Source organism: Agrobacterium sp. P15N1-A (assembly GCF_044626815.1).
GTDB classification, from domain to species: domain Bacteria; phylum Pseudomonadota; class Alphaproteobacteria; order Rhizobiales; family Rhizobiaceae; genus Agrobacterium; species Agrobacterium leguminum.
Genome location: NZ_JBIUPF010000006.1, coordinates 307,448 through 332,610 on the forward strand (window position 1 = coordinate 307,448; position 25,163 = coordinate 332,610).

General features: G+C 57.1%; 24 protein-coding genes and 1 pseudogene. 14 read left to right on the forward strand and 11 right to left on the reverse strand.

Features of this window, described 5'->3' with window-relative positions; translation table 11 throughout:
• Positions 1–306: 306 nt before the first annotated feature.
• Entirely contained in the window at positions 307–1,770 is a 1,464-nt protein-coding gene (locus ACIK7D_RS20785) for a multicopper oxidase family protein (protein ID WP_112556468.1), read from the forward strand.
• A 12-nt stretch (positions 1,771–1,782) separates the two neighbouring features.
• Complete coding sequence (locus ACIK7D_RS20790) at positions 1,783–4,014, forward strand: copper-translocating P-type ATPase (protein ID WP_112556470.1); 2,232 nt, start codon at positions 1,783–1,785, stop codon at positions 4,012–4,014.
• Between the two features lie 144 nt (positions 4,015–4,158).
• Here ACIK7D_RS20790 and ACIK7D_RS20795 read toward each other — a convergent pair whose 3' ends face one another.
• From ACIK7D_RS20795 to ACIK7D_RS20810, 4 genes are all read right to left on the reverse strand, one after another.
• Positions 4,159–4,491 carry a four-helix bundle copper-binding protein gene (locus tag ACIK7D_RS20795; protein WP_112556472.1) on the reverse strand — a complete coding sequence of 111 codons (333 nt, stop codon included), beginning with the start codon at positions 4,489–4,491 and terminating at the stop codon, positions 4,159–4,161.
• Entirely contained in the window at positions 4,491–4,913 is a 423-nt protein-coding gene (locus ACIK7D_RS20800; RefSeq protein ID WP_112556474.1) for a DUF305 domain-containing protein, read from the reverse strand. The genes ACIK7D_RS20795 and ACIK7D_RS20800 overlap by 1 nt, the downstream gene beginning before the upstream one ends.
• A 276-nt stretch (positions 4,914–5,189) precedes the next feature.
• Positions 5,190–6,452 (reverse strand): HAMP domain-containing sensor histidine kinase, encoded by a 1,263-nt coding sequence (locus ACIK7D_RS20805; protein WP_234899660.1) that lies wholly within the window; start codon positions 6,450–6,452, stop codon positions 5,190–5,192.
• 91 nt (positions 6,453–6,543) lie between these two features.
• Positions 6,544–7,221 carry a response regulator transcription factor gene (locus tag ACIK7D_RS20810; protein WP_112556478.1) on the reverse strand — a complete coding sequence of 226 codons (678 nt, stop codon included), beginning with the start codon at positions 7,219–7,221 and terminating at the stop codon, positions 6,544–6,546.
• A gap of 348 nt (positions 7,222–7,569) precedes the next feature.
• Between ACIK7D_RS20810 and ACIK7D_RS20815 the strand changes: the two genes are divergently transcribed.
• The 11 genes and pseudogenes from ACIK7D_RS20815 (at position 7,570) to ACIK7D_RS20865 (ending at position 18,171) form a co-directional block, all read left to right on the forward strand.
• The gene (locus ACIK7D_RS20815) at positions 7,570–7,956 is read left to right on the forward strand and encodes a hypothetical protein (protein WP_112556604.1); all 387 of its coding nucleotides are present in this window, start codon (positions 7,570–7,572) and stop codon (positions 7,954–7,956) included.
• Positions 7,957–8,044: 88 nt separating this feature from the next.
• A complete protein-coding gene (locus tag ACIK7D_RS20820) occupies positions 8,045–8,263 on the forward strand; it encodes a hypothetical protein (protein ID WP_112556481.1) in 219 nt (72 codons plus the stop codon).
• A 4-nt stretch (positions 8,264–8,267) separates the two neighbouring features.
• Positions 8,268–9,734: a TolC family protein gene (locus tag ACIK7D_RS20825; RefSeq protein ID WP_112556483.1), complete on the forward strand. Its 1,467-nt coding sequence runs from the start codon at positions 8,268–8,270 to the stop codon at positions 9,732–9,734.
• A gap of 13 nt (positions 9,735–9,747) precedes the next feature.
• Positions 9,748–11,106, forward strand: a complete 1,359-nt coding sequence (locus ACIK7D_RS20830) for a multicopper oxidase family protein (RefSeq protein ID WP_112556485.1) — start codon at positions 9,748–9,750, stop codon at positions 11,104–11,106.
• A 33-nt stretch (positions 11,107–11,139) separates the two neighbouring features.
• Complete coding sequence (locus ACIK7D_RS20835) at positions 11,140–11,616, forward strand: plastocyanin/azurin family copper-binding protein (protein WP_112556487.1); 477 nt, start codon at positions 11,140–11,142, stop codon at positions 11,614–11,616.
• A gap of 24 nt (positions 11,617–11,640) precedes the next feature.
• A complete protein-coding gene (locus ACIK7D_RS20840; RefSeq protein WP_112556606.1) occupies positions 11,641–11,925 on the forward strand; it encodes a copper-binding protein in 285 nt (94 codons plus the stop codon).
• Positions 11,926–12,245: 320 nt separating this feature from the next.
• Positions 12,246–13,487 carry an acyltransferase gene (locus ACIK7D_RS20845; RefSeq protein WP_112556489.1) on the forward strand — a complete coding sequence of 414 codons (1,242 nt, stop codon included), beginning with the start codon at positions 12,246–12,248 and terminating at the stop codon, positions 13,485–13,487.
• Between the two features lie 395 nt (positions 13,488–13,882).
• Positions 13,883–14,622: pseudogene (locus ACIK7D_RS20850) on the forward strand (transposase); the annotation flags it as partial.
• Between the two features lie 169 nt (positions 14,623–14,791).
• Positions 14,792–15,919 (forward strand): kinase, encoded by a 1,128-nt coding sequence (locus ACIK7D_RS20855; protein WP_400157265.1) that lies wholly within the window; start codon positions 14,792–14,794, stop codon positions 15,917–15,919.
• Entirely contained in the window at positions 15,913–16,914 is a 1,002-nt protein-coding gene (locus ACIK7D_RS20860) for a PLP-dependent cysteine synthase family protein (RefSeq protein WP_234899661.1), read from the forward strand. Before ACIK7D_RS20855 ends, ACIK7D_RS20860 begins: the two co-directional genes overlap by 7 nt.
• A gap of 927 nt (positions 16,915–17,841) precedes the next feature.
• Complete coding sequence (locus tag ACIK7D_RS20865) at positions 17,842–18,171, forward strand: hypothetical protein (protein ID WP_112556497.1); 330 nt, start codon at positions 17,842–17,844, stop codon at positions 18,169–18,171.
• A 195-nt stretch (positions 18,172–18,366) separates the two neighbouring features.
• Here ACIK7D_RS20865 and ACIK7D_RS20870 read toward each other — a convergent pair whose 3' ends face one another.
• From ACIK7D_RS20870 to ACIK7D_RS20895, 6 genes are read right to left on the reverse strand one after another with little or no spacing between them, the layout of a single operon-like run.
• Entirely contained in the window at positions 18,367–19,875 is a 1,509-nt protein-coding gene (locus ACIK7D_RS20870) for a tripartite tricarboxylate transporter permease (protein ID WP_112556610.1), read from the reverse strand.
• Entirely contained in the window at positions 19,875–20,294 is a 420-nt protein-coding gene (locus ACIK7D_RS20875; protein WP_112556499.1) for a tripartite tricarboxylate transporter TctB family protein, read from the reverse strand. The genes ACIK7D_RS20870 and ACIK7D_RS20875 overlap by 1 nt, the downstream gene beginning before the upstream one ends.
• Positions 20,295–20,296: 2 nt before the next feature.
• Positions 20,297–21,259: a tripartite tricarboxylate transporter substrate binding protein gene (locus ACIK7D_RS20880; protein ID WP_112556501.1), complete on the reverse strand. Its 963-nt coding sequence runs from the start codon at positions 21,257–21,259 to the stop codon at positions 20,297–20,299.
• A 60-nt stretch (positions 21,260–21,319) separates the two neighbouring features.
• A complete protein-coding gene (locus ACIK7D_RS20885; RefSeq protein WP_177319350.1) occupies positions 21,320–22,558 on the reverse strand; it encodes a pyridoxal-phosphate dependent enzyme in 1,239 nt (412 codons plus the stop codon).
• Positions 22,555–23,745, reverse strand: a complete 1,191-nt coding sequence (locus ACIK7D_RS20890; RefSeq protein ID WP_112556505.1) for a Xaa-Pro peptidase family protein — start codon at positions 23,743–23,745, stop codon at positions 22,555–22,557. The genes ACIK7D_RS20885 and ACIK7D_RS20890 overlap by 4 nt, the downstream gene beginning before the upstream one ends.
• On the reverse strand, positions 23,732–24,616 hold the full coding sequence (locus tag ACIK7D_RS20895) for an IclR family transcriptional regulator (protein ID WP_400157266.1): 885 nt from the start codon (positions 24,614–24,616) through the stop codon (positions 23,732–23,734). The genes ACIK7D_RS20890 and ACIK7D_RS20895 overlap by 14 nt, the downstream gene beginning before the upstream one ends.
• 44 nt (positions 24,617–24,660) lie before the next feature.
• Here ACIK7D_RS20895 and ACIK7D_RS20900 point away from each other — a divergent pair, with 44 nt between their 5' ends.
• Entirely contained in the window at positions 24,661–24,882 is a 222-nt protein-coding gene (locus ACIK7D_RS20900; RefSeq protein ID WP_112556509.1) for a helix-turn-helix domain-containing protein, read from the forward strand.
• A gap of 23 nt (positions 24,883–24,905) precedes the next feature.
• Here the strand turns inward: ACIK7D_RS20900 and ACIK7D_RS20905 are convergent, their stop codons facing one another.
• The gene (locus tag ACIK7D_RS20905) at positions 24,906–25,148 is read right to left on the reverse strand and encodes a helix-turn-helix domain-containing protein (RefSeq protein WP_112556612.1); all 243 of its coding nucleotides are present in this window, start codon (positions 25,146–25,148) and stop codon (positions 24,906–24,908) included.
• Positions 25,149–25,163: the final 15 nt, after the last annotated feature.

Sequence of the window (25,163 nt, forward strand, 5' to 3'; positions counted from 1 at the left end):
AAGAGGTGCAACAGTTGCTCACCAACTTGATCATGGCAGCGGACAAGCAGCAGGTAAAATATTGCAGGGCGGAAAGTGGTGTTGCGGCACCACCTGCACAGCTTGTCTGGCAGCGACTACCGATGCTTGCCTACACATGAGATCGGATTTCCCTCCGCGCCCGAATATCCAGGTATCCGTCCGTCTTTTGGGACTAGAGCCTATGCCAGCCTTCGAGCCACCTCGATCCGCTACCTGACAAACTCGTCTATACGCAGAACCCAAAGCGAACATGGTCGCAAGTCGACCGGGATTGAGAGAGAAATCATGTACCGTCGAGATTTTTTAAGAGCACTCGCCGTAGGAGCGACGACATTCTCACCGTTTGGAGCCGCGATAGCGCGCACCAACGCGCCCACAACCGACCTGATCATTGGAAAACGAGTTCTTGAAGTAAACGGGAAGCCCGCTACCGTTTTTGGGCTCACCAACACAAGCGGCAGCCAAGGTCTTGTCCTCGACGCCGAAACACAATTCAACGTCCGACTTCTGAATGAGACGCAAGAAGAGACGTTGATCCACTGGCACGGGCTCACTCCTCCGTGGGACATGGACGGTGTCCCGGATAATCCAGCAGCTCTGCTCAGAGCAAAAGAAGTCAGACAGTATGATTTCCCCATTGGCAGGGGCGGCACACACTGGATGCACGCTCACACACTCCAGGAACAGAGCCTCCTAGCCGCTCCGCTGATTGTTCGGACGGCAGAGGATCGCACTCGTGACGAGCAGGAGGTCGTAATTCTTCTACATGACTTCTCATTCAAATCACCTGAAGAACTGCTCGCGGAGCTTCAATCCGCCAATACAGACCATGGCATGAAAATGGGCGGCAACAACATGTCATCGATGATGACGAACATGCACACCGGGCATCAGATGCCAAGGAACGACAATTCGAGCGCCGAGATGCCGATGATGGGTATGCCGACAATGGACCTCAACGATATCGAATATGATGCCTATCTGGCTAACGACAGAACCCTTGATGATCCAGAAGTCGTTCGGGTAGAAAAAGGCGGTCGAATTCGGCTGCGCATCATCAATGGCGGCACCGCAACGGCCTTCACCATCGACACTGGCTCGGTCGAGGGTGAGTTAATCTCTGTCGATGGGACCGACGTCGCTCCGGTTTTTGGCCACCGCTTCCCTGTTTCCATGGGCCAGCGGGTCGACATCAGGCTTCAACTACCAAAGAGTTCAAATGCCTTCCCTATCTTGGCGCTGCGGGAAGGAGCTAGGGAGAGAACAGGGATCATCCTCGCGTCAGTTGACGCTCCCGTAACTAAAGTAGATGTCTTTGGAGAGGAAATAAGTCCCGTTCTTGACCTCGCTATGGAACAACAACTGGTTGGTCTTAATCCGCTGGCTTCCCGCGCGCCCGACCATCGCTTCGATCTGATGCTTAGTGGCGATATGAAGAAATATATCTGGAAGATCGCTGAGCCCGAGCCGTTGAATGTAACAAAGGGCCAGCGTGTACAAATTTCGATGCATAACATGTCGATGATGGCTCATCCCATGCATCTGCATGGTCATCATTTTCAAGTCGTTGCAATCAATGGGAAGCAAATCGCTGGGGCTGTACGTGACACGATCCTTATACCACCGATGGCCCAGGTTTCGATCGAATTCGACGCATCCAATCCCGGCCGCTGGCCGCTGCACTGCCACCACCTATACCATATGGCGACGGGCATGATGTCTTTCGTGAATTATAGCAGCGCAATCTAAAGGGAGGCTGCCATGACGAATGAGCACCACGGACGTGACGACCATCATCACAATCATCGCTCCGACCACGGTCACGGTTACACCGCGAAAGCAGTGCAGCGCGAGATCAGGGAGGCGGCCGACTCTGAAGAAAACGTGGTTTACACGTGTCCAATGCATCCGCAAGTTCGAAAGATTGGCCCCGGCAACTGCCCGATCTGCGGCATGGCTCTTGAGCCGGAAACTCCAGACGTGGCGGCCGGCCTGCATGCCGAGTATCGCGATATGTCGCGGCGATTTTGGGTAGGTCTAGTTCTTTCACTACCAGTTTTGGTCCTGGAAATGGGCGGGCATATTACGAATCTTCATATGTTGCTCTCTCCCCGCACATCCAACTGGGTGCAGTTAGTCTTGGCGACTCCTGTGGTCCTTTGGGCGGGATGGCCTTTCTTTGAACGTGGGTGGCAGTCGATTGTTACCCGCCACCTCAACATGTTCACCCTTATCGCAATGGGCACAGGCACCGCTTGGATATACAGCGTCATCGCAACGATAATGCCGGGTATTTTTCCAGAAACATTTAGGTCAGGTGAAGGGGCTGTTGCGGTCTATTTCGAGGCAGCCGCAGTGATCACCGCGCTGGTACTCCTAGGGCAGGTACTAGAGCTAAGGGCGCGTGAGCAAACAGGCGGCGCTATCCGTGCTCTGCTTGATCTCGCACCCAAAACAGCGCGGCGGGTCAATCCTGACGGTTCCGATGAAGACATTGGATTGGACGCGGTGTCTGTTGGCGATCACTTGCGTGTTCGCCCCGGTGAGAAGGTTCCGGTTGACGGGACCCTGCTGGAAGGCCGCAGTTCCATCGATGAATCGATGATCACCGGCGAGTCAATGCCTGTGACGAAGCAAACCGGTTCGAAGCTTATCGGAGGCACGATGAACCAAACCGGTGGTTTCATCATGGAGGCTGGTAAGGTTGGCAAGGACACCATGCTTTCACAGATCGTGAAAATGGTAACAGAAGCTCAACGGTCCCGTGCACCGATTCAACGCTTAGCCGACGAGGTTTCCGGATGGTTTGTACCGGTGGTGATTGTCGTGGCAGTGCTGTCGTTCTTCGTGTGGTTTTTCGTCGGTCCTGAGCCGCGCTTTGCCCATGGTCTCGTCGCAGTCGTCGCAGTTCTGATCATCGCATGTCCATGTGCCCTCGGTCTGGCGACGCCCATGTCAATCATGGTCGGCGTTGGTCGTGGCGCAAAGCTGGGAGTCCTGATTAAAAATGCCGAGGCTCTGGAGCGGTTTGAGAAGGTGAACACTCTGGTCGTCGATAAAACCGGAACCCTTACAGAAGGTCGGCCCAAGGTGATAGCTATCGTCCCCAGTTTGGGTATCTCGGAGACGGAGCTACTCCAGACGGCCGCCACTCTCGAACGGTCGAGTGAACATCCACTTGCTCTGGCAATCGTCAACGCAGCTGTCGAACGCAACCTCTCGCTTGGAACAGCACATGAGTTCGATAGCCCTGTTGGCAAAGGCGTGACTGGCGTTGTCGAGGGCCGGAAGCTCATTCTCGGTAGCCATCGCATCATGGAAGAAGGCAACGTCGATGTTTCATCGGCTACCGCACAGGCAGAGGCGTTGCGTAACGAGGGTGCAACAGTGATCTTCATGGCTGCTGACGGCAAAATCCAAGGGCTGTTTGCGATTGCCGACCCGGTGAAGGCGACGACTCCTGAAGCCATGAAGGTCCTTGTTGAGGAAGGTATCCGCGTCGTAATGCTGACTGGTGACAACAGGGCCACCGCACTGGCAGTTGCGCGTCGATTAGGAATTTCCGAGGTTGAGGCTGAGGTCCTACCTGAAGATAAGAGCAAGATCGTTTCCCAGCTTCGAAATGAAGGCAGGATCGTTGCGATGGCAGGCGATGGTGTCAATGATGCGCCTGCCTTGGCAGCCGCAGATGTTGGTATCGCTATGGGCACAGGCACTGACGTCGCAATCGAGAGCGCAGGAGTCACTCTGTTGAAGGGAGACCTTCAGGGCATCGTCCGGGCGCGGCAACTCAGCCGAGCGACAATGGCAAATATTCGGCAGAATCTCTTCTTCGCGTTCTTCTACAATGCGGCCGGAATTCCTGTAGCGGCGGGAATTCTTTATCCCTCGTTCGGCCTCCTGCTGTCGCCGATCATCGCAGCGGCAGCTATGGGGCTTTCGTCGGTCAGCGTGATCGGCAACTCTCTAAGGCTAAGGAGTGTGGATTTGTGACCGCAACGGTACGCGCCGAGACACCGGCAAGAAGATATCCAAGTTCACAGCGAGCACGACGAAACTAAGCCGCCGTGGCGCTTTATCGTGCAAAACTAATAGGGAATGGAGGAAAGCGGTCAGGGCGCGCTCTGACCGCCGATCTCACGCGGCCATCTGCTCACAGCTATCTGCACATTTTCTGCACGCATCAACACAAGTTTGCATGTCCCCAAAACGCTCACAGTCATCAGCACATTGACGGCAAAACTCGGCGCAAGCTCTGCAGGTGTGCTTATACTGCTCCGCACGGATCAACAGGGAATGCGCGGAAGTCCTACAAATTTCAGCGCACGCCATCATAAGTCTGAAGTGCTTCGGCTCGGTGTGTTGTCCGCCCATTTCCAGACAATGGCCCATGGCCGTCGAAAGGCATTCGCGGTAGCAGGCCAAGCAGCTGTCGATGCAGCCCCTCATCTCCGGTGATTCTTGATGCATCACTTGACCTCCTTCTCAACCCAGGCAGTCATTTTTTCGATTTCTTTGGTTTGGGCATCAATGATTCTCTGAGCATCAGCTTTTGCCTCTACGTTGTCACCATACTTCAACTCCACCTGAGCCATGCTGATGGCGCCCATATGGTGTGCAATCATTCCGCACACGAACGAAACGTCGGGGTCTTTTTTCATCATGCCCTGCATCATGTTCATGCTCATGGATTTCATGCCCTTCATCGACTCGTTCTGATATTCGGTTGTCTCAGGCATTGATATTCCATGATCTCCCATCGCCATGCCGCCTGATGGGGCAAGGTTGGATTTACATTTCTCCGGGTACTCCATTTGGGCCAACGCTGGGGATGCGACCACCGTCATAGCGAGCAAAAGCGCGGCCCATGGTGCTCTAAGGTTAATTTCCATTTTTCAAGCTCCTATTAGAGAGAAAAGAACTGGTCACGAAGGGCAGATCGGAACGGTGGGAATCGTTGCAAATGAAAGCGGAAGAATCCTCGAGAATCGCAACCCCTCGATCTCGACAGCGACAACCCCCGAACTTGGTAGCGATGCAAAGCAGCACACGGACGCCGAGCCTTCACGTACAGCCTCATTACCCGACGGCGACATTAAGCGACGAGGGTAATCCGGAACTACAAGCCGCAAACTGCGGACTCGTAAGAAAGTTCCCTCAAAACAAGATTATTGGTTTTTAAACGCGATACCCGGGGGGAATTGCACAAGCACGCGCAAGCCAGGTGCGTTGTCAAAAAGTTTCGCAGTAGCGCCGTGTAATTCAGCTATAGCCTTAACAAGACTCAGGCCAAGTCCCGACCCGATTGTCGTTCGACTTTTCTCTAGTCGGTAAAACCTGTCAAAAACACGGGCGTGATCTTCGCTAGGTATGCCCGGTCCGTCATCAGCAACGCTCAGGAGAATTTGCCCCTCATGGCGTGAAACCTGGATCCGAATTTGAGATCCCACCGGGGTATGGCGCATAGAATTTGCCAGCAAATTTGTCAGCAATTGCCGGATAAGGTCCGGGTCGCCGTCGATCCAGCAACCGTGTGCCTCGCTACAGATCGACAGATTATAACCAGCTTCGGTCGTGATCGGCTTGTAGATTTCGTAGATGTCGTAAACTAGTTCACTCAAGTCGAATACTGAAAACCGGGCGGTCCTGCTCCGCGACTCGATCTGCGCGATACGTAATAGGGCGTCGAAAGTATCAGCAACCGACCGCAGTTCGACTAAAGCTTCCTCTACCCCATTTTTCATTTCCTCAGCCACTTCAGAGTTGAGAACGTCCTCAAGCACCAAGAAAGCGCGGGCAATCGGGGTTTTGAGGTCATGAGCTACGTCCGTTGTGACCTGCGTCAATGCCGCGACGCTTGCCTCAAGCCTTGCCAACGCCACATTGATCTCTACGGAGAGAACGTCGATTTCATCCATAAGTGACGAAACCGGGAGTCGTTTTGAAAGTTCGCCATGTCCTATCTCGTGAGCAACCTTGGTCAATAAGGAGATCCGACGACGAGTGCGGTAAGCCAAGATTGCGGCCCCAGACATTCCTACAGAAAGAATGATGACGGTCGCCCAGCCAAAACTGACGAGGACAATGCGGGCCAGTTCGTCTGTGTCCCCGTAACTAATTCCCACAACAAGTACATTCCTTCCGAGCGACCCGTTGAAAAGCTTGTACTGGGAGGCTGTGTCGCCCTGCTCATCTGATAGCAGAATTGAAAAACCGGCCGGAACGCCGGAAAACCGCGCATTCCCCGCGATCACTTCTCCTGAGGGACCTAGCAAGGTATACATGGTTTCCTGACCTCGGATCGCGGGTCCATGGCTATCGATCATTTGCACAGCGCCTGAAAGGCCGCGAGCGTCAAAGGCTGCTGCGATTTCTCGGTACCGTTCCATCACATTTGAATTCAGGCGATCATCAAGGAAACGGAGCACCATCTGATATGCTATTATGTTCGCCCCGAGCGATGCGGTCACGAACAAGACAATGTAAATAGTCGCCAATCTTACGGCAGTGCTCTTTAGGAAGCTACCGGCGAGCATGGAGCGTGTAACCTGTGTTTTTCACTGTGTGCAGAAGCGGTTGATCAAAGGGCTTGTCGATTTTCGCCCGCAACCTACTAATATGCGTTTCGACGACCGAACTCTGGGGGTCGAAGTTGAAATTCCAGATCCTTTCGAGGAACATAGTCTTTGTTAGAATACGCCCCTCGTTGCGCATTAAGAATTCCAAAAGCGCGAACTCACGCGGAAGTAGGTCAATGTGCCGTCCCGCTCGGAAGATTGTTCTAGCAACCAGGTCCATTTCTAGGTCGCCAACACGGAGCCGTGTCCTTTCGGTCGCAATCGGCGGGCGCCGGACGAGTGCGTTGATCCGAGCCATAAGCTCTGAAAAGGCGAACGGCTTCACCAAGTAGTCGTCGCCACCTGCTTCCAAACCTTCCACGCGGTCATCAACACCGCTCATCGCCGTCAGAAACAGTATTGGAACGCGCACTGAGGCAGCCCTTAGGCTCTTCACCAAGTTCAGACCATCCAATCCCGGTATCATGCGATCTACAACTACTATGTCGTATCCCGCATTTAATCCGGCTGTCAGCGCATCTCGTCCATCCCTGACCCAATCAACCGAGTGGCCAAAGGAGTTCAATCCCTTGAGGATATAATTGCCGGTCGTCTTGTCGTCTTCTACGAGAAGTATTTTCATGTGCGGTGAATTCTATTCCAGCAAAATTTGCCCGGTGCGGATGCCTCTTCTCGTCCCCCAATTCGGGCTTTCTTGCGGCAAATCACGACCTTGCGGATTACAAATTTGTATAGTGGGCGACAGGTTGAGGAAAATTTAGCGTTCTAAGCTTCCGATGTCGCAAATCACAGTGGTAGGAATAGTCAAATAATGCCCACAGCCCCGACCAATTTCTCCTTCCGGTTGCCGCAATCTCGATTCTTTTCATCAAAGTGCTTTCATCGCCACGTAGAGGGATTAAGTTCGTAATTCGATAAGCGCCGATTGACAAGCTTGGCAGCTCTAGTGATCATTAAGGATATGAGCGAGATGTATCGAATCACATCTAAATCGGTGGCAATGCTGTTCAGACTGGCGATGGTTCTGTCATTGTCTTTCTATAGCTTTTCTACCGTCAATGCCGCGATGCATCCGGCCTCCTCGCTCCAAATTTCGCAGATGGAGGATGATTATTCCTCGCACCATGGCCGCGAGAAAAGCGCCGCAGCCACGGCGGATCATCACGGTGATCAGCATGATCACGACAGCGCAGAGAAATCCAAGAACTCCTGCTGCAAGGACTACTGTGGTGTGGCCGCTATTACGTGCTCTGGGTCGACGCTGAGCCATCCGCGGGTAGTCTCCATCCATGAGATTGGCGACGACACCGACACGGCCGGCGAAGCACCGAGACTTCATCGCCCACCTAACATCTGAGAATTGACACCCGCGCTGCGGGTCTTGCTGTGCCTCCGCGCCGTGGCGCGCGCGGGCGCAAACGCGATCATATTCTCGGATTCTCACCATGAAACATTTGTTCCTGGTGGTTGCCCTACCGCTTGCTCTGAGCGGATGCGCATCCACGCTGCCTGAAGTCGTCATCTCGAACGACAATCCCGACACCGGGTCCAGTGTCGGCCCCGCCCGCTACCAGAGCCCCATCGGCGGCTACACACACCGCATGCCCGTCGATCCCAAACCCTGGCGCGGTCTCAACGACGCCCAGGCGCCGAAGAAAGGGTGATGCGATGAGGCTACGCAACATCAAACTCGTATCGGCGCTCGCGCTCCCCCTCGCTGCCGCCGGCTGCGTGACGACCGACTATTCCGCCGTCGACTCCGGCTTCGCGAACGCCTCGCTGAAGAGCGGAGAGGCCACGGGCAAGCAGACGGTCTGGATCCAGACCCAGAGCCAAGCGCAGGCGGTGCGCGACAGGGTGAAGACGCTGATGGCGAAGAAGACCATCGACGTCGAGACGGCGGTCCAGGTCGCCCTCCTCAACAACAAGAGCCTGCAGGCCTCATATGCGGACCTCGGCGACAGCGCCGCCGACGCATGGCAGACGCAGCTCTCCGTGTTTCCGACGTTCTCAGTTGGCCTTTCCGGTATCGGCACGCCTGGCCTCGAAGCCTACCGGGTGCTCGAGGGCGCGATCGCCACGAACATCCTGGCCCTCGCCACCTACGACAAGAACATCAGGATCGCCGACAACCGGTTCCGCCAGGCGCAGCTCAACGCCGCGATCGCGACCGTGTCGCTAGCGGCGGAGACCCGCCGGGCCTGGATCAACGCGGTGGCGGCCTGGGAAAACGTCGCCTATCTGAACCAGGCGAAGAACGCCGCCGACGCGGCCTCGGAACTTGCCAAGAAGATCGGCGAAGCGGGATCGATGCCGAAGGCCGAGCAGGCCCGAGAGCACGTCTTCTATGCCGAGCTCACCGGAGAGACCGCCAAGGCGCGCCTCGAAGCCAAGCTCGCGAAGGAGGAGCTGATCCGGCTGATGGGACTTGCAGGCTCCGACATCGACTTCCAGATCCCCAACCGCCTGCCCAATCTGCCGAAGACGCTGATCAAGCGGGACGACATCGAGGCCGAGGCGATCCACAAGCGGATGGACCTGCAGGTGGCCCGTCTCGAGCTTCAGGCGACCGCGCAGTCGTACAAGCTAGAGGACGCGACCCGCATCGTCACCGACATCGAGCTCGTGGGGACCTTCGAGAAGGAACGGGAGCGTGAGGACGGGAAAATCCTTTCCGACATCTCGAAGACCGCGTCGCTGGAGTTCACCATCCCGATCTTCGATTCCGGACAGGCACGCCTGCGCAAGGGCGAGCTCGCCTACATGAGGTCGGCGAACCAGTTGGCTGCCCTCGCCGTCAATGTCAGGTCCGAGGCCCGGTCGGCCTATGTCTCGTACAAGTCGAACTACGACATCGCGCGGCACTACCGGAACAACGTGCTTCCGCTGCGCAGCGCGATCGAGCAGCAGTCGATGCTCAACTACAACGGCATGATCACCAGCACATTCGAGCTCATTGCGGACAGCCGCGAGAAGATCGATTCAACCATCCTCGCCGTCAACGCCAAGCGCGACTTCTGGCTCGCCGAAGCGAACCTCGCCCCCGTCGTCTACGGCGGCAGCGCAGGTTCGGGATCGGCCGCGGCCGAAACGGAAGTCGCGTCGGCGGAAGCAGCCCCTGCCGGCGGCCACTAAGGAGAAGCAGACGATGTTCAGCAGAAGACAATTGCTCGGAGCGGGCGCGGCAGGCGCCGCCCTTGTCTCCTCCCAATCCTGGAGCCAGACCACGAACATGGGGCTGCCGGAAGCGGCCGTCATGGATACGGCAGCAACGCAGAAGCCCGTGAAGCCATCCGTCGGCCCCGACTACAATCCCGTCGTCACCCTCAACGGCTGGACGCTACCGTTCCGGATGAACAACGGCGTCAAGGAGTTCCATCTGGTGGCCGAACCCGTCGAGCGGGAGATGGCCGAAGGCATGACGGCCTACCTTTGGGGCTACAACGGCCAGTCGCCGGGTCCGACGATCGAGGCGGTCGAAGGCGACCGGGTGCGCATCTTCGTCACCAACAAGCTCCCGGAGCACACGACCGTCCACTGGCACGGCATGATCCTGCCTTCAGGCATGGACGGGGTCGGCGGCCTTTCGCAACCGCACATCCCGGTCGGCAAGACCTTCGTCTACGAGTTCGATCTCGTGAAGTCGGGCACCTTCATGTACCACCCGCATTCCGACGAGATGGTGCAGATGGCGATGGGCATGATGGGCTTCTTCGTGGTCCATCCCAAGGACCCGACGTTCATGCCCGTCGACCGCGATTTCGTCTTCCTGCTGAGCGCCTTCGACATCGACCCCGGCTCCTACGTCCCGCGGGTCATGGAGATGACCGACTTCAATCTCTGGACCTGGAACAGCCGCGTCTTCCCCGGCATCGACCCGCTGGTGGTGTCGAAGGACGACCGGGTGCGCGTGCGCGTCGGCAATCTCACGATGACCAACCACCCGATCCACATGCACGGCTACGACTTCGAGGTCACCTGCACCGACGGCGGCTGGGTGCGGCCCGAAGCGCGATGGCCCGAAGTGTCGATCGACATCCCGGTCGGCGCGATGCGCGCCTACGAGTTCGACGCGAAGTATGTCGGCGACTGGGCCATCCATTGCCACAAGTCGCACCACACAATGAACGCGATGGGCCACGAGATCCCCACGTTCATCGGTGTGGACAAGAAGGAGGTTGCAAAGAAGATCAGGCAGTTCCGCCCCGAGTACATGCCGATGGGCACCGCAGGCATGGCCGACATGGGCGAGATGTCGATGGAGATTCCGGAAAACACCGTTCCCATGATGACCGGATGGGGGCCTCACGGACCCATCGAGATGGGCGGCATGTTCTCCGTTGTCAAGGTCCGCGAGGGCATTTCGGCGGGCGACTACACCGATCCTGGCTGGTATGAAAACCCGCCCGGCACGCAGGCCTGGGAGTGGACGGGATCCCTGCCCGACGCGACCAAGGCGACAGACGCGAAGACGCAGCTACCTTCGAAGCATTCGAACCACGGCTGAACCGATCCTGAAACCAAAACAAAGGAAACCATGATGAAAAAAGCAATCATCGGCCTGCTTCTGGCCACCCTCGCGACGCCCGTGCTGGCCTCCGGCAACCACGCTGGCGGCCACGGCGAAGCCATGGCCGTCGGTGAGCCCGGCGACAAGGCGAAGGTCACGCAGACCATCCGCGTCTCCATGAAGGAGACCCCGGACGGGAAGATGGTCTTCACCCCGAACAACTTCAAAGTCCGCAAGGGCCAGACGGTCCGCTTCACGATCAAGAACGAGGGCGAGCTAGACCACGAATTCGTCCTCGACCAGGAAGACAAGGTCATGGAGCACAAGGCCGTCATGGAGAAGTTCCCCGAAATGGAGCATGACGACCCGAACGCGATCCGCCTCGCGGCAGGCAAATCCGGCGAGATCGTCTGGAAGTTCACGAACGACGGCGTCTTCAAGATCGCCTGCCTCGTCCCCGGCCACTACGACGCCGGAATGCACGGCGACGTCGCCGTAGCCAAGTAACATCAACGCAGAAGGAGTTACATGATGACCACAATCGCAAGAATCGCGCTGGCAGCGGCGCTCACACTCGTATCTTCGGCGGGCGCTTTCGCCCAGGAGTTCACGAACGGTACCGTCAAGAAGCTCGATGCCAAGGCCAAGAAGGTGACCTTGATCCACGAAGAGCTAAAGGGTCTGGAAATGCCCGCGATGACTATGGTCTTCGAAATCAAAGACGACGCGCTCCTTGCCAAACTCAAGGAGGGCGCGAAAGTGCAGTTCGTCGCCGAGCGCGTGAACGGCAAGCTGACTGTCACACAGGTCAAGTGATCTCAGGGGGCCGCGACCTCCGGGCGCGGCCTCCTTCACGAGGTCGGTTGTTGGCACAGGGCTTTCCAAAGATCTTGCTTCCAGTCTCGCGATGCCAGTGAAGCTTGCACAAAGTGGACAACACCACCAACCTTGACCGCGGCGGGGGCCTCGCATCGCACCCGCACGAGGTGAGCGCTATCGTCCACGAAAAATGAAATTCCGCCCGACCCCATTTCAGTCAGGCTGACCCCGATGTCAAAGTCGAATTCCTTATCGGCCGAGGCCGACGAAGAAGCTATTGCGAGGCTGACAGTTCTGCTGTCGGAAAAGGTGGCGACATGAAACGGTTGGCGTTCCTGGGCCTGCGCGCCAGACGCGACGATGGCGAATGTGAGTATAATGCAGAGACGGCACATAGGCCCCTCCCGAATATGCACCCAGATCATATCACGAACGCCGCTTCTGTAACAGTTGATACTTCAAGTCACCTGCTGTTCAGTATCGACGCAGATACACATCGCATTTTCGAGATCGAGAGTTTGCGCGGCTTTGCTGCGTTTTACGTTGTGCTCTTCCATGTGCTGAGACCGGAAATTCAGGCCTACTCTTACGTTCTGTCCATCCCTTTCCGATTTGGGCAGGAAGCCGTCATTCTATTCTTTCTGCTGTCAGGGTTTTCGATCAACTATTCCTGGTCAAAGCGAAGTGACAAGCGGTTCCGCGTATTTGCACGGGACAGGCTAGTCAGGATTATGCCGATTTTTTTGGTAGCCCTCATCGTGTCCTATCTCTGCGCGGCGATTTCGGCACGCGAATTGATTGACTTGGACCTTCACGCCTTTATTGGCAATGCGCTGATGTTACAGGACCGCCCCAGGGCCGGCACCATTGTTCAGCCCTATATGGGCAACGAAGCCCTGTGGTCGCTGTCCTACGAAGTGGCATTCTATTTGTTCTATTACATGCTAGTCCGAGTTGTGCCCCCAAATTGGCAGACACTCGTCGTCGGTATCGCGTCGGTTACGTTCTTCGTTGTGATGTTATTTTATCCTAATCAGCTAAGCCGATTCCTTGCCTACTTCTGTATTTGGTGGCTGGGTGCGGTCATGAGCGGAATCTACCTCGGGCACTTTCAGGCCAGGGAGTTTTACGTGGGGCTCCTGCCAGTTTGTATATTAGCCATTTATCTTACTATCCTAGCCTCCAATTCCTCAATCGACATTGAGATTGGCAGCAGCGTCCTGTTTCCCTATCTTGAACTAAGGCACTTTGCGGGCGCCGTGGCGATTGCGCTAATCTTGTTCGGATGGTCTGTCTTAGGCTGGAGAGGTTTCAAACCGCTCTTCAAGCCTTTTGCCAAATTGTCGCCAATCTCTTACGCGGTTTACGTCATTCACTTCCCTATCATGACGGATGTACGTGAGAGTCTGCATTTTTCCCCTTGGATTACCATTCCGGGGACTGCGGCAGTGACGTTGCTAATCGCCGTCGTCCTTGAGAGACCATTTCAGCGCATTGTTAATGACGCCGCCAAAACCGACAGGCAAAAAAGTCACACACAAACCGATTTGGAAACCTGAATACTAACAAAGGTTTTCGGTACTGCGTCCAGAATCCCGGCGAACTGAATTTTCCCAGCGTCTGGAGTTGGATGTTGTTGCGCCTTAAGTTCCGACCTTCGTGGGACGCTTAGAGCATTGCCGAGCAGGAGTGGATCGCAACTGTAACTACAGGGGTGTTGAAATCACCTTACCGACCGATCCGGGGGGCAGTTCAGCAAGCGACAAGCACACCCCATCGGCGGGACTGAAGTTCGGTGGGCTAAGGCATATGACATCGATTTCTCTGATTGTGAGGATCTATGTCTACGACTACGGCTAGCCCGAGAATGATCTATATGATTGAGGCGGTGACGGACCGATTTGAAGGTTCTCCCCGCCAGTTGCGCCGGTTTTGATCGGACGAATTCAAGCGCGTCTCGACCCGATCCGTCGATGATCTGGTCAACGCGATGGGCATGTCGGCCATTTCCAAGAGCCAGGTCTCCCGGTTGTGCGAGGAGATCGATGAGAAGGTGAAGGCCTTTCTCGACCGGCCCATCGAGGGCGAATGGCCCTATCTTAGGATCGAAGCCACCTACCTGAAGGTCCGGCGCGGCGGTCGCATCGTCTCTGTTGCAGTCATCATCGCCGTCGGCGTCAACACCGACGGCCGACGCGAAGTGCTCGGCATGGAAATCGGCACATCCGAGGCCGAGGCGATCTGGACCGAGTTTCTTCGAAAGCTGGGCGGGGACTGCGCGGCGTCAAGCGCGTCGTCTCCGCCTTCATTGCCATAGCCTTCGCTCAGGACACGCCGGAGGCGGCAAGCATTCAGTGGCGCAACGTCGCCGACCAGATCAGGGCAAAAATGCCGAAGCTCGCCAGTCTCATGGACAGCGCCGAGCAAGACGTACCCGCCGACATGACCTTTCCCAAGCAGCATTGGGTCAAACTTCAGTCGACCAACCCGATCGAACGATTGAACGGCGAGATCGAGCTACGGATAGAGGTCGTCGGCATCTTCCCCAACGACGACACTATCGTGCGCCTGGTTGGTGCGCTGCTGCTCGAACAGAACGATGAATAGACCGTCCAGCAATCTCGCTATATGACCCTTGAGACAATCGCTACGATGAGCGATGATCCACTCACCAGCCTGCCCGCCGCAAGCTGACACTCATCCGGCCCTCTGGGATGAGCCGTGGCCGTCCAAGCTACACCACTACCTGGGAACGATCCTATGAAGACTGCATGCGGCCGCATACAGTCTTCAGTGCGCCGCAAAGGTTCCGAGCTATCCCAATGACTGAATTATCGTTTGCTAAAGCTGCACGATAGCTTCATTGGCTTTCAATACGCGCATGGGCCAGCATTTACATGCTGCCATAAATGAGAACCGCCGACAACATCCCGGTTGCCCTTATAAATCAGGAGAGACGAAAGCTTATTTGTTTTCGCAAATTAGTGTGCAGCGCAACAAATCTCGGGACAACAGCATGTCGTTTACAATTTTCTCCAACAGTCACGCCTCCGCCAAATGCGCCCTCCCCCGGACACTACAGGTCGGCGTCGGACGCGCCATCGCTCATCATGGGGAACTTCTGCAGGGCGTCTTTTCCGACGAGGATGGAAGGCTCCATCGTGGCCTGGTTACACTGCCACTGCCACAGATCGGATCTGTTGTCACGTTCTGGCCTGACGACAGTGAAGACATCCGGACACGACCCGAAAACCGTAGCAAGGCAGCATGCGCGGCAAAGCTTGCATTTCAGGAACTCGGGTCTCCTCAGGTGGCCGGTTGCCTGACTATAGAAACATCCATTCCGATCGGTTACGGCTACGGATCATCGACGGCGGATGTCATTGCTGCGATCCGCGCGGCCGCTGCTGCAATCGGCGCTGATCTCAATCGATCATCGATTTGCCGTCTCGCTGTCGCGGCGGAAACGGCAAGCGACGCATTGGTGTTCGATGAACAGGCTGTGATTTTCGCACAGCGCGAGGGTCGCGTTCTTGAGTATCTCCCTGGAGACTATCCTGCGCTCCATGTCGTCGGCTTTTCTTCGCGGGACGACGTTCCTGTCGACACACTGGCCATGGCGCCCGCCCGTTACGAGAGCACTGAAATCGAGACATTCCGCGTGCTGCGCGGTCTTATCCGCCGTGCCATTCGCGAGCAGGATGCCACACTTTTGGGACGTGTCAGCACCACGAGCGCCACCATCAACCAGCGTTATCTGGAAAAACGACATTTCAGGACATTAATGCAGATATGTGAGAATGGTGGCGGCTGCGGCGTACAGATTTCTCATAGCGGCCCCTTGATGGGCGTCCTCGTCGACGCGAAGGCCTACGACGCGATGGCGCGGGTGGTCGGCATTGCCACCGCCGCTCGTGATAGCGGCTTTACCGATATCGTCACGTTCTCCGTGAACGTTGATGGCGCACCGGTTCAGAACACGTCATGGTAAGCTCTTCTTTTCTCGCCGACTTCGAAACGCCGCGTCTTGCTTCGCTTACCCCCAACTGTCATGTGGCTATATTCGAGCTCATGAAACTTCTTCCGGCACGTTTCATGCTGGACCGGGCCGAAGAACGGGATACGCTAAGAGCCGGCGGACATATCGTGGAAACGAGTTCGGGCACATTCGCGATGGCGCTTGCCATGCTGTCGGCGGTCCGGGGCTACGAACTCACCATCGTCAGTGCGACGAGCCTGATGGATGCTTCCTTCAAGACACGGCTCGAGCAACTCGGGGCTTCAGTTATTCTCGTGGAAGATGAAGCCCAAACGGGCAATCAGGATGGTCGCCTCGCTGAACTGCGCCGTATTGTCGCTGTCCACCCCGGGGCCTACTGGCCAGCGCAGTACGATAATCCAGACAATCCCGCCTCCTATGCACGCCTCGCAGAAATCATCGTCGAAAAGCTCGGCCGCATAGACTGTCTTGTCGGCTGCGTCGGATCAGGTGGCTCGCTCACGGGTACGAGCCGCTATCTCCGCTCGCTTTTTCCCAACATACGCACGGTTGCTGTCGATACCAATAACAGTGTTCTGTTCGGCCATCCTGCCGGCCCCCGTCTTTTACGCGGCCTTGGCAACAGCATCCTTCCGAAAAACCTCGATCATTCACTTATCAACGACGTGCATTGGGTCGGCGCTCTTCAGGCATTCGCCGCCACGAGAGACCTTTATCGCAATCACGCGATTTTCGCAGGTCCCACCAGTGGCGCGGCGGCACTTGTGGGACACTGGTATGCTCGGACCTATCCGGACGAGACTGTCGTGGTCATCATGCCTGATACCGGATACCGCTATCTTTCCACGGTATATTCGGACGAGTGGCTGAATGCCCAAAGCAAATTACCGATCACCACCAGGTCAGAACCTGTGAGTCTCTCCGCAATAGAACCGGCTGGCGAAGACGATTGGACGTATATGGAATGGTCACAGCGATCACTGTGACGCGTACGATGGAACGACAGTTTTATTAGCCAACTGAAATTTCTCTGAAAGTAGCGTGGATGCGTCGCAGCCGCTTCCAACTATTTGTGATCCCTCGGTCTCGCCAGCCGGCCCCCCGCCCCGCCACCGTTTTCGGGAATGAAAATCACCCCTGCGGCTTCAAGAGGCTTTTGCACCACAAGGACATTAGCCACTGTGCTGCGTTGAGTACCCACGGTTTCCATTCGCTTAACAGTATATACGGAAAGCCCCGTGGCCTTTGCGATGTCCTCTTGCGTCATCCCTATCAACGCACGAGCAGCTTTAATTTGCGGATCCGATACAAGTGATAACTGGCTGGCGACCGCGACACCGGGCCGAGATTTAGTATCCGCGGGAGAAAGCTTTGAAACATATGAAGCTGCGAGTCGCGCCTTGCTCCCTCATCCACGCTTCATGCTTGCTGCAGTGCGGCGGAAGCCTCCTTCATTTACGATGAAGCGGACCTTTGCTCGATGATAAAAGAAGAGGCGGACGAGGCTGGCGATCTTTTCCGTATCTTCCTATCTTGCTCGCCCAACCCGTTCCGTCAGAATCAGACTACTGAGCCCATCCTTCCCAATCCGACTCCCTTCATCCTTTCCTGTTGAACGTTCAAGCCCACAAGCAGAAAAGGGACGACAACCGCCGATTGGTATACTAGAGTGAACATAAGGCAGTCACGCGCTGCCTGGGGCGTCGAAACCCCTGTACCCGAAGGTAGGGGCCTACCAGAAAGGCCCATCTCCTTGACCTTATGGTCGGGGAGCCTGTGGCGTATGCAACAGGTTCACCCGGACTAAAGGCCACAGGGCTGTGGGTACACGGTTTCGAACTCCCCGATCACCAAGGGGTCAATGAGCATGAGCGCGGGGGCGTACCGCGGATGCTCCATCTGGAAACCGTGAGATGGCTGAGATCGAAAGAGAAGCCGCGCATGGCTTTACCTTCTATACGTACACCTACGGTGACGATCCCCGAAATTGCGCGCGGCAGTTTTATGAGACAGCGGAAGAAGCCCGCCGTGACCTCATGGGACTGCGAGCTGTTCTGCTTGACGAAAAAGCGCGCAAGGAGCCGTTGCGGGACATGAAGATCATTCGTCTCCGTACGCGCGCGATTACGCGCCGAGCGCTGGTCGATCTCTTCAATGGTCTCGACGGCGATCTCGGTGGTTTCATCCTGTCTCGGGAAGTCGTCGAAACCATTCGCGAACCGCAGCTTTTGTCATTCTCATAAGGGCCGCTATCGGACCGGTGGATTGAGGGTCCGGATACTCGCCTGTTCGAAATCCGCGACGTATACGTGGTAACGTATGATCTCGCCGCTGAAGTCAGCATTCTGATTTACTCACGTCGTGGGAAAGGCCCCACAGACAAGACCTTCATGCAGGCGGTAGGCAGGCGCGGCATCAAGATACCGCGCCCGTCTGTCTTAATACATCTTTCCAGTCATTCTTGCCCCAAAGCGCTTTACGAGCGGTAGCAACAGTATCGCAGCCGTAAAGAGCATGACCACAAGGCTGATCGGACTTTGCGCAAAAACCAACGGACTGCCGAGGCCTAGAACGAGCCCTTGCCGAACATTTTCCTCCAGCAGCGAACCGAGCAGGAATGCCAGAAGCAGGGGCGCCATGTCGAAGCCAGCCTTACGCAGCCCATAGGCCACGAAACCACACACAAGCACGACACCGACATCGAACAGGCTGTTGTTCATGCTGAATGCTCCGATCACGCAGAACAGAACAATAAGCGGCGCCATCACCGATTGCGGAATCCTGAGCAGCATCACGAACACCCGGATCAACGGTACATTGAGCACGATGAGCATGGCATTGCCGACCAGCATGCTTGCGACGATTCCCCAAAACAGCTGGGGATGCTCGGTCAGGATCTGTGGCCCGGGCACGACGTTTTGCATGAGCAACGCCCCCATGATGATGCCGATGACGGCGTTGGCAGGGATGCCCAGGCACAGCATTGGTATGAAGCTCGCTTGTGCGGCGGCATTATTAGCGCTTTCCGGTCCCGCGACACCTTCGATCGCACCTTTTCCAAAACGCTCCGGCGATCGAGACAGCTTCTTTTCAAGCAGATAGCTCGCGAAGCCGGCGATCAATGCACCGCCGCCCGGCAGGAGCCCAAGGAAGAACCCAAGCACGGTCCCGCGTGCGATGGGCCCCCGCGAATCTTTCCAGTCCTTCCTACCCGGCAAGAGGTCCCGCAATCGGTAGGACGGCATCCTCGGCGGCCCCTCCGATACCCTGCGTTCGATCAGCATCAGCATTTCGCTGACACCGAACAGTCCCATAGCCAGTACAGCGATATTGAAGCCGTCGCGCAGATAGCTGACCCCGAAGGCGAAACGTTCCTCCCCGGAAATCAGATCGACGCCAACGGTGGAGAGCAGCAGACCGAGTGCCACCATCGCCCATGCCCTAACGCGCAAGCCATCTCCGATACTTGCCGCCAACACCAGCCCGAGCATGACAATCGATGCTTTTTCGACCGGCCCAAATACCAGTGCCACCGAGGTAAAGGCTGGGCCGACTATCGCGATCGCCAGTGTGGCGGCGATACCGGCGATGAAACTGCCGAAGGCGCTGATGCCCAGCGCCACGCCCGCCCGACCTTGCCGTGCCATCGGATAGCCGTCGAAACAGGTCATGACGCTTGATGCCTCACCTGGCACGCGCATCAGTACCGATGTTATCGAGCCGCCATATTGCGAGCCGTAATAGATGCCGGACAGCAGGATGATGGCACTCGTCTGATCCAGCATCATCGTGATCGGCAACAAGAGGCTGACGGTGGCGGACGGCCCGAGACCGGGAAGAACGCCGACGGCCGTTCCCAGGATCGTGCCGAGCAGGGCGACTGCGAGGTTCGGGGGTTCAAGGGCAATGCCGAGCCCCATGAAGAGTTGCGAAAAGGAATCGAGCATCATACCCCCCATAAGCCGCGCGGCAGCGGCACGGACAGCAGCCCTTCGAACAGGCCCCAGGTGAAAAAGGCAAAGGTCGCGGCAATGAAGATTGCTGCTTTCCTGTTCATCCGCTCAATGGCAAGGAGTACCACCGCCAGGAACAGAAAGGCGGCGAAGGCAAAACCGATCAACTCCAGCAGGAAACAGAAGAGGGCAAGTGCTGCGCAATAGGCGATCAACCTTGGCAGATCGATCGGCTCGTTGGCCGGCCCTGCCTCTTTCGCGCAGGCGAGGCTGGTGAGGACCAGCAGCACGCCGGCAACGAAAGGGAAAAAACCAGCGGCCGGTTCGCCATAGGCCCACAGACCAAGTTGCAGGGCTTTCGCGGCTGCACCAAGACCGATGGCGGTCAGCAGGTAGGGGACAAAACGGATCATGCTCAAAGGCGTATCCCCATTTCGCTGATCTGGGCGGCGATGCTGGTATAGGCCTGCTTCGCCATCGCCGTGAAATCGTCGCTTGCCTGATACATCGGATAGCCGTTGATGACTTTGAGGAAATCCGCATACATCGGGCTGCGGGTCATGTCGCTGATCGCCTCTTCCCACCATGCGACAACGTCCTTTGGCATTCCTGCGGGGCCAAAAAGGCCATAGGATGCCGGAATGGCGAGGGGATAGCCACGCTCGGCGAAACTTGCCACGCCGGGACGGCTTGCCTGCGGGTTGGGGCTCGTCTCGGCGAGCAGGCGTATGGTGCCTGCGGCTAGATGCGGTCCAAAGTCCGAAGAGGCCACCATGTCGATATGTCCTCCCAGCAGCGCCGTCACGGCATCCGCCCCGCCTCGAAACGGCACGAAGGTCGCGCCGACGCCCTCGCTGCGAAAGGCGGCATCGGTCGCAATATGGGCGAGGCCGCGCGGCGCAGCCGTCGCCCAGCGCAGTTTTGCTGGCTCCCTCCGCCCGTATTCCAGAAGGTCGTCCCAGTTCTGAAACGGACTATCACTACGGACGAAACAGGGTACGGAAATCCCGGCGTAGCTTGCGATATAGGTGAAGTCATTCAGTGGGGCATAAGGCACCTCCTGGAGATGTGGCGCAACCAGGAGCGGACTGACCGAATAAAGCGACAGGATCGATCCGTCGGAGGCAGCGCGACGCACCTGATCCGTTGCGATCGTACCGCCCGCTCCCGGCCTGAAATCGGGTGTCGCCACAAGGCCGCGGGTTTCCTTGACATAGTTGGCGACGACGCGCGAGGCGATGTCTCCGGCGCCGCCGGCGGCAAATCCGACAATGATCATGGGATTGGCGGCAGGATAGGCGGCCTGCTGCGCGCGCGCAAAGCGGGGGCCGGCCGCCGCAAGCAAAGCGGTGGCTGTTAAAAATGTCCTTCTTTTCATGTCGTTCCCTTATTATTTAGCTTCCAAAACAGGCGGTCCGAAGACCGGGTGGCTTCCTCCCTAAACTTCCAATGCTGCCAGTGCGGTCGAAACGTCACAGAACGGCCTTTGCACACCGATCGACGCTGAACGATCCACGTCCTTGAGGCCCGACGCCGTGACGACCGCGACCACAGTTTCGTGCTCCTCGATGATCCCCTGCTGTCGAGCCGTCTTAATGGCGGCGATCGGCATCGTCGACGACAGCTCGAGGAACAGACCTTCCGTTGCTGCGACTTGCTCCTGAAGCGCGATCAAGCCGTCATTGGTAACTGAAACGGCGGCACCTCGCGTGTCGCGCAAAGCCTTGAGCGCCTGAAACGTGCTTCTGGTCGCTCCCACCGATACGGCGAGTGTATCGTATGTTGCTTCCATGTCAGGGATCCGGTCAGCTTGCTGCTCAAGCGCGCGCCGTAACGACCCGTGGACCTCTGCCGCCAGAAGACGTGGCAACCGGCGGATCTTCCCGCGGTTCAAAAGCTCGCGAAAACCCAGCCAGATGCCGGCCAGTGCATCGCCGTAGCACACGGGGAGCACACACCAGTCGGGAACCGAGCCGTGCATTTGTTCCACGATCTCGAAGGCGATCGTCTTGTATCCCTCAATGCCGATCGGATGACTACCGACAACGGGGTGACGATAGGGTGAGGTTGCAAACCAGCCAAACCGTTCAACGCCTTCATCGAGAAATGTCCACCGATCGGACTTTTTCTCGAAAGGCACGACCCTTGCGCCATATTTGCGGATCTGCGCCAGCATCGGGCCGGCCGAGCTGGCCAGGGTGGCCACGACGCAGGAAAGTCCTGCTTTGGCGGCGTAAGCAGCGAGAGAGGCTCCGGCATTGCCCGTGGAACTTGTCGCAACAACGGCTGCACCCGTCTGCCGCGCCGCCGTAACGGCCACGGTCGAAAAACGATCCTTGTGCGACCATGTGGGATTGCAGCCCTCGTTCTTGATGAAGAGCCGAGTAACACCAAGCTTCGCTCCAAGCCGATCTGCGGGAAGAAAAGGCGTCAAGCCCTCCCCCAGAGAGACCGCCTCCAACGCATTGAATGGCAAATCGCTGGCATACCGCCACAGCGAAGGCGGAAACGCCGGCCCCGCCGGGGTGACATCGAGCGTGACTTCCACGCGATATGCGACATGGAGGTTCGACGGAGCCACGTCGGCACATGACGGACAGCCTCGCGAATCGATCCCGTGGCTGACCGGAAGAAAATTGCCGCAACGGTAACAGCGGTAGCCGGCCACGTTTCTCATCCGGTAATCACCAGGAGGCTGTCGCTGTTGTTGGTCAACATCTCGGCTCCCTCCGACCCGACCACCAGCGTGTCCTCGACCTGAAGCCCGGCCCGGCCCAGTTCATAATACGGGGTCTCGACGCACAGTACCATTCCGGCCTCGAGGATATCCTTGCTGGATGCCGACAGAAGCGGGACATCATAACCATCCAGACCGATGCCATGCCCGACGTGGCTCCGCCGATAGTGAGGGATGCCTTCCGAGCGCACGGTTTCCACCACGATCCGAAAAATCTCGGACGCTGCGACGCCTGGGCGAATATGCTCGATTCCGCGCCTTACGCCCTTGTTGAGGGCATCGTATTTGGTGCGGATATCACCGGGCGGCTCGCCGAAGAAGGCATTGCGTGCAATGTCTGCCCGGTAATTGCGGAAATGCCCTCCGACGTCGAAGCGGATCACATCGCCCTTGCGAAGGGCGCGATCCGACGGCTGGACATTCGGCAGCGCGCTGCGCTCCCCAAAACCGATGCATCCGAGCACAGGAAAGGCGTCTTCGCCGACAGTATGACCATGGAAGGCCCGTGCCATTTCGATCTCCGTCACCCCTTCTTTCGCAATCGCAAGTGCCGCAGAGATCGATCTTTCTGTAATTTGCCCGATCGTCTTGAGCCTTCCGATCTCCTCAGGCGTTTTGACGGCGCGAACCCAACGGAAAAACGACGAGGCGCTGACCCAGGTGACGTCTGGAAGCGCGTTTTGGAGTTGCTCCATGTCGCCGGGAAGCAACCCGACATCATCAATGCCGATACGGGCTTTTGCCAGGCCAGCCGTCCCAATCTCCGCGACAAGTGCGCTGAGCGCACTTTCGTCGGCCGGCAGGCTATGCAACTCGGCCTGACGGGCACTGACGGGATCCAGGCGGAGGGTAGGATCGGCATCGACGATAAACCCGCCGTAATGCCGGATGCGAGCGGCGACCCTTTGATCGGCAACAAGGTCCAGAGTGGACGTGCTGGTGATGACGACGGGCACCTGCGGCAACGACGCCGGCACCACAACGAAAGCCTGCGGGCCACGTCGAATCCATTGGGATAGACACCAGAAGCCGCTGGTATAAAGAACGTTCTCCGGCGCCACGGCCACCATCGCCGAAAGTTCGTTTGCCGTCATTGCGTTGTTCAGCCGTTCACTATTGGACAACATTATTTTTTTCTCTCTCCATATGCTCTCTGGATCCTTCAAAGCCGAGCCCCTTCGAGACGCGCTTTGCCGCCGCAAGCACGCGCTGTGCGACATCGGTGATTTTCACTTTCGGATAGACGGCGCGGGGAAAGGCAACGCTGATGGCCGCCGTCACGGCACTACCGGCGTCGTAGATCGGGGCACCGACGGAAATCACGCCTTCGACATTTTCCGAAATCGCCGTCGCATAACCGAGAGAACGGGCGACATCGAGCTGCTCGACAAACTTTCCCGGCTCGATGATGGTGCGGTCGGTCCGTCGCTCATACGGCCCCTCTCCGAGCAAGGCGGCAATCTTTTCGTCACACAGGTCAAATAGCAGCGCTTTTCCAAGCGCCGTCGAATGCAATGGCATGGCCTCGCCCGCATGAGCGCGAATGACCACAGGGCTTTCCGACTGCACTGCCAGTACATAAACGCCCGATGAGCCTCTTCGAACACCGAGGAAACCGTTAAAGCAGCCATCGGCGGCCATGGATTGCAATTCAGATTCGGCAAGCGACAGCAATCGCCCGCGCTGGAAGACATGCTGGGCAAGACCGAGCACCGCATAGCCGATTTGATAGCGGCGACTGCTTGCCGCTTGCTCCACAAAACCCTGCGACGAAAGGGTATTGAGAAGTCGTTGTGCGACCGCTGGACTGAGTTCCAGCCGCCGGGCGATTTCTCGTACACCAAGCGGCTCCCTGGCATCCTTGAGAAGGGTCAGGATATCAAGCCCGTTTTCGAGTGACTGGTTACTAGACATCGAGTGTTCCGTTATTAGAAACAATGTTCCATATAATGCACATTTAAGCGCTGCCTCCGCGTCGATGTCAAGCCGAATGTTCACTATAGTGTGTCGTACTAAAGTGAACGACGGCCAACCATCGGCGGATGGATATTCGCGCAACCGTGGGCTTGAACGTTCTTAAAGTACGCCGCGAACGCAACCTTTCCCAGGAGGAGTTGTCGTTCCGGTCGGGCTTGACGCGCGCTTATCTCAGCGGGCTTGAGGCCGGTCGCAGAAACCCCACGATCGTATCGCTAAACAAATTGGCGGAGGCTCTTGGCGTCGATATGGAGTCGCTCGTCCGGAACGCGAAGAAACAAGAGTGAACTCTCTGTTTGAATTGAACTTTTCAATCCTGAGACTTTTTTCTAGCTTCTGCCGGTAAGGTCCGGCCAATAAGTTTTTCCACATTGATCTGCAACGCCGCAGCCACGGCTTCGAGCGTATCGAGGGTGGGGGAACTCTCCTCCCGTTCAAGCTTTCCGATGTAATTTCGGTCAAGCCCCGCAAACTCGGCCAGCCTCTCCTGGGAGAGGCCCGCATTCCGGCGGCAGAGCCGCAAGTTTCTCGCAAAAACAGCTGTGAGTTTCATAGGTGAAACCATCTA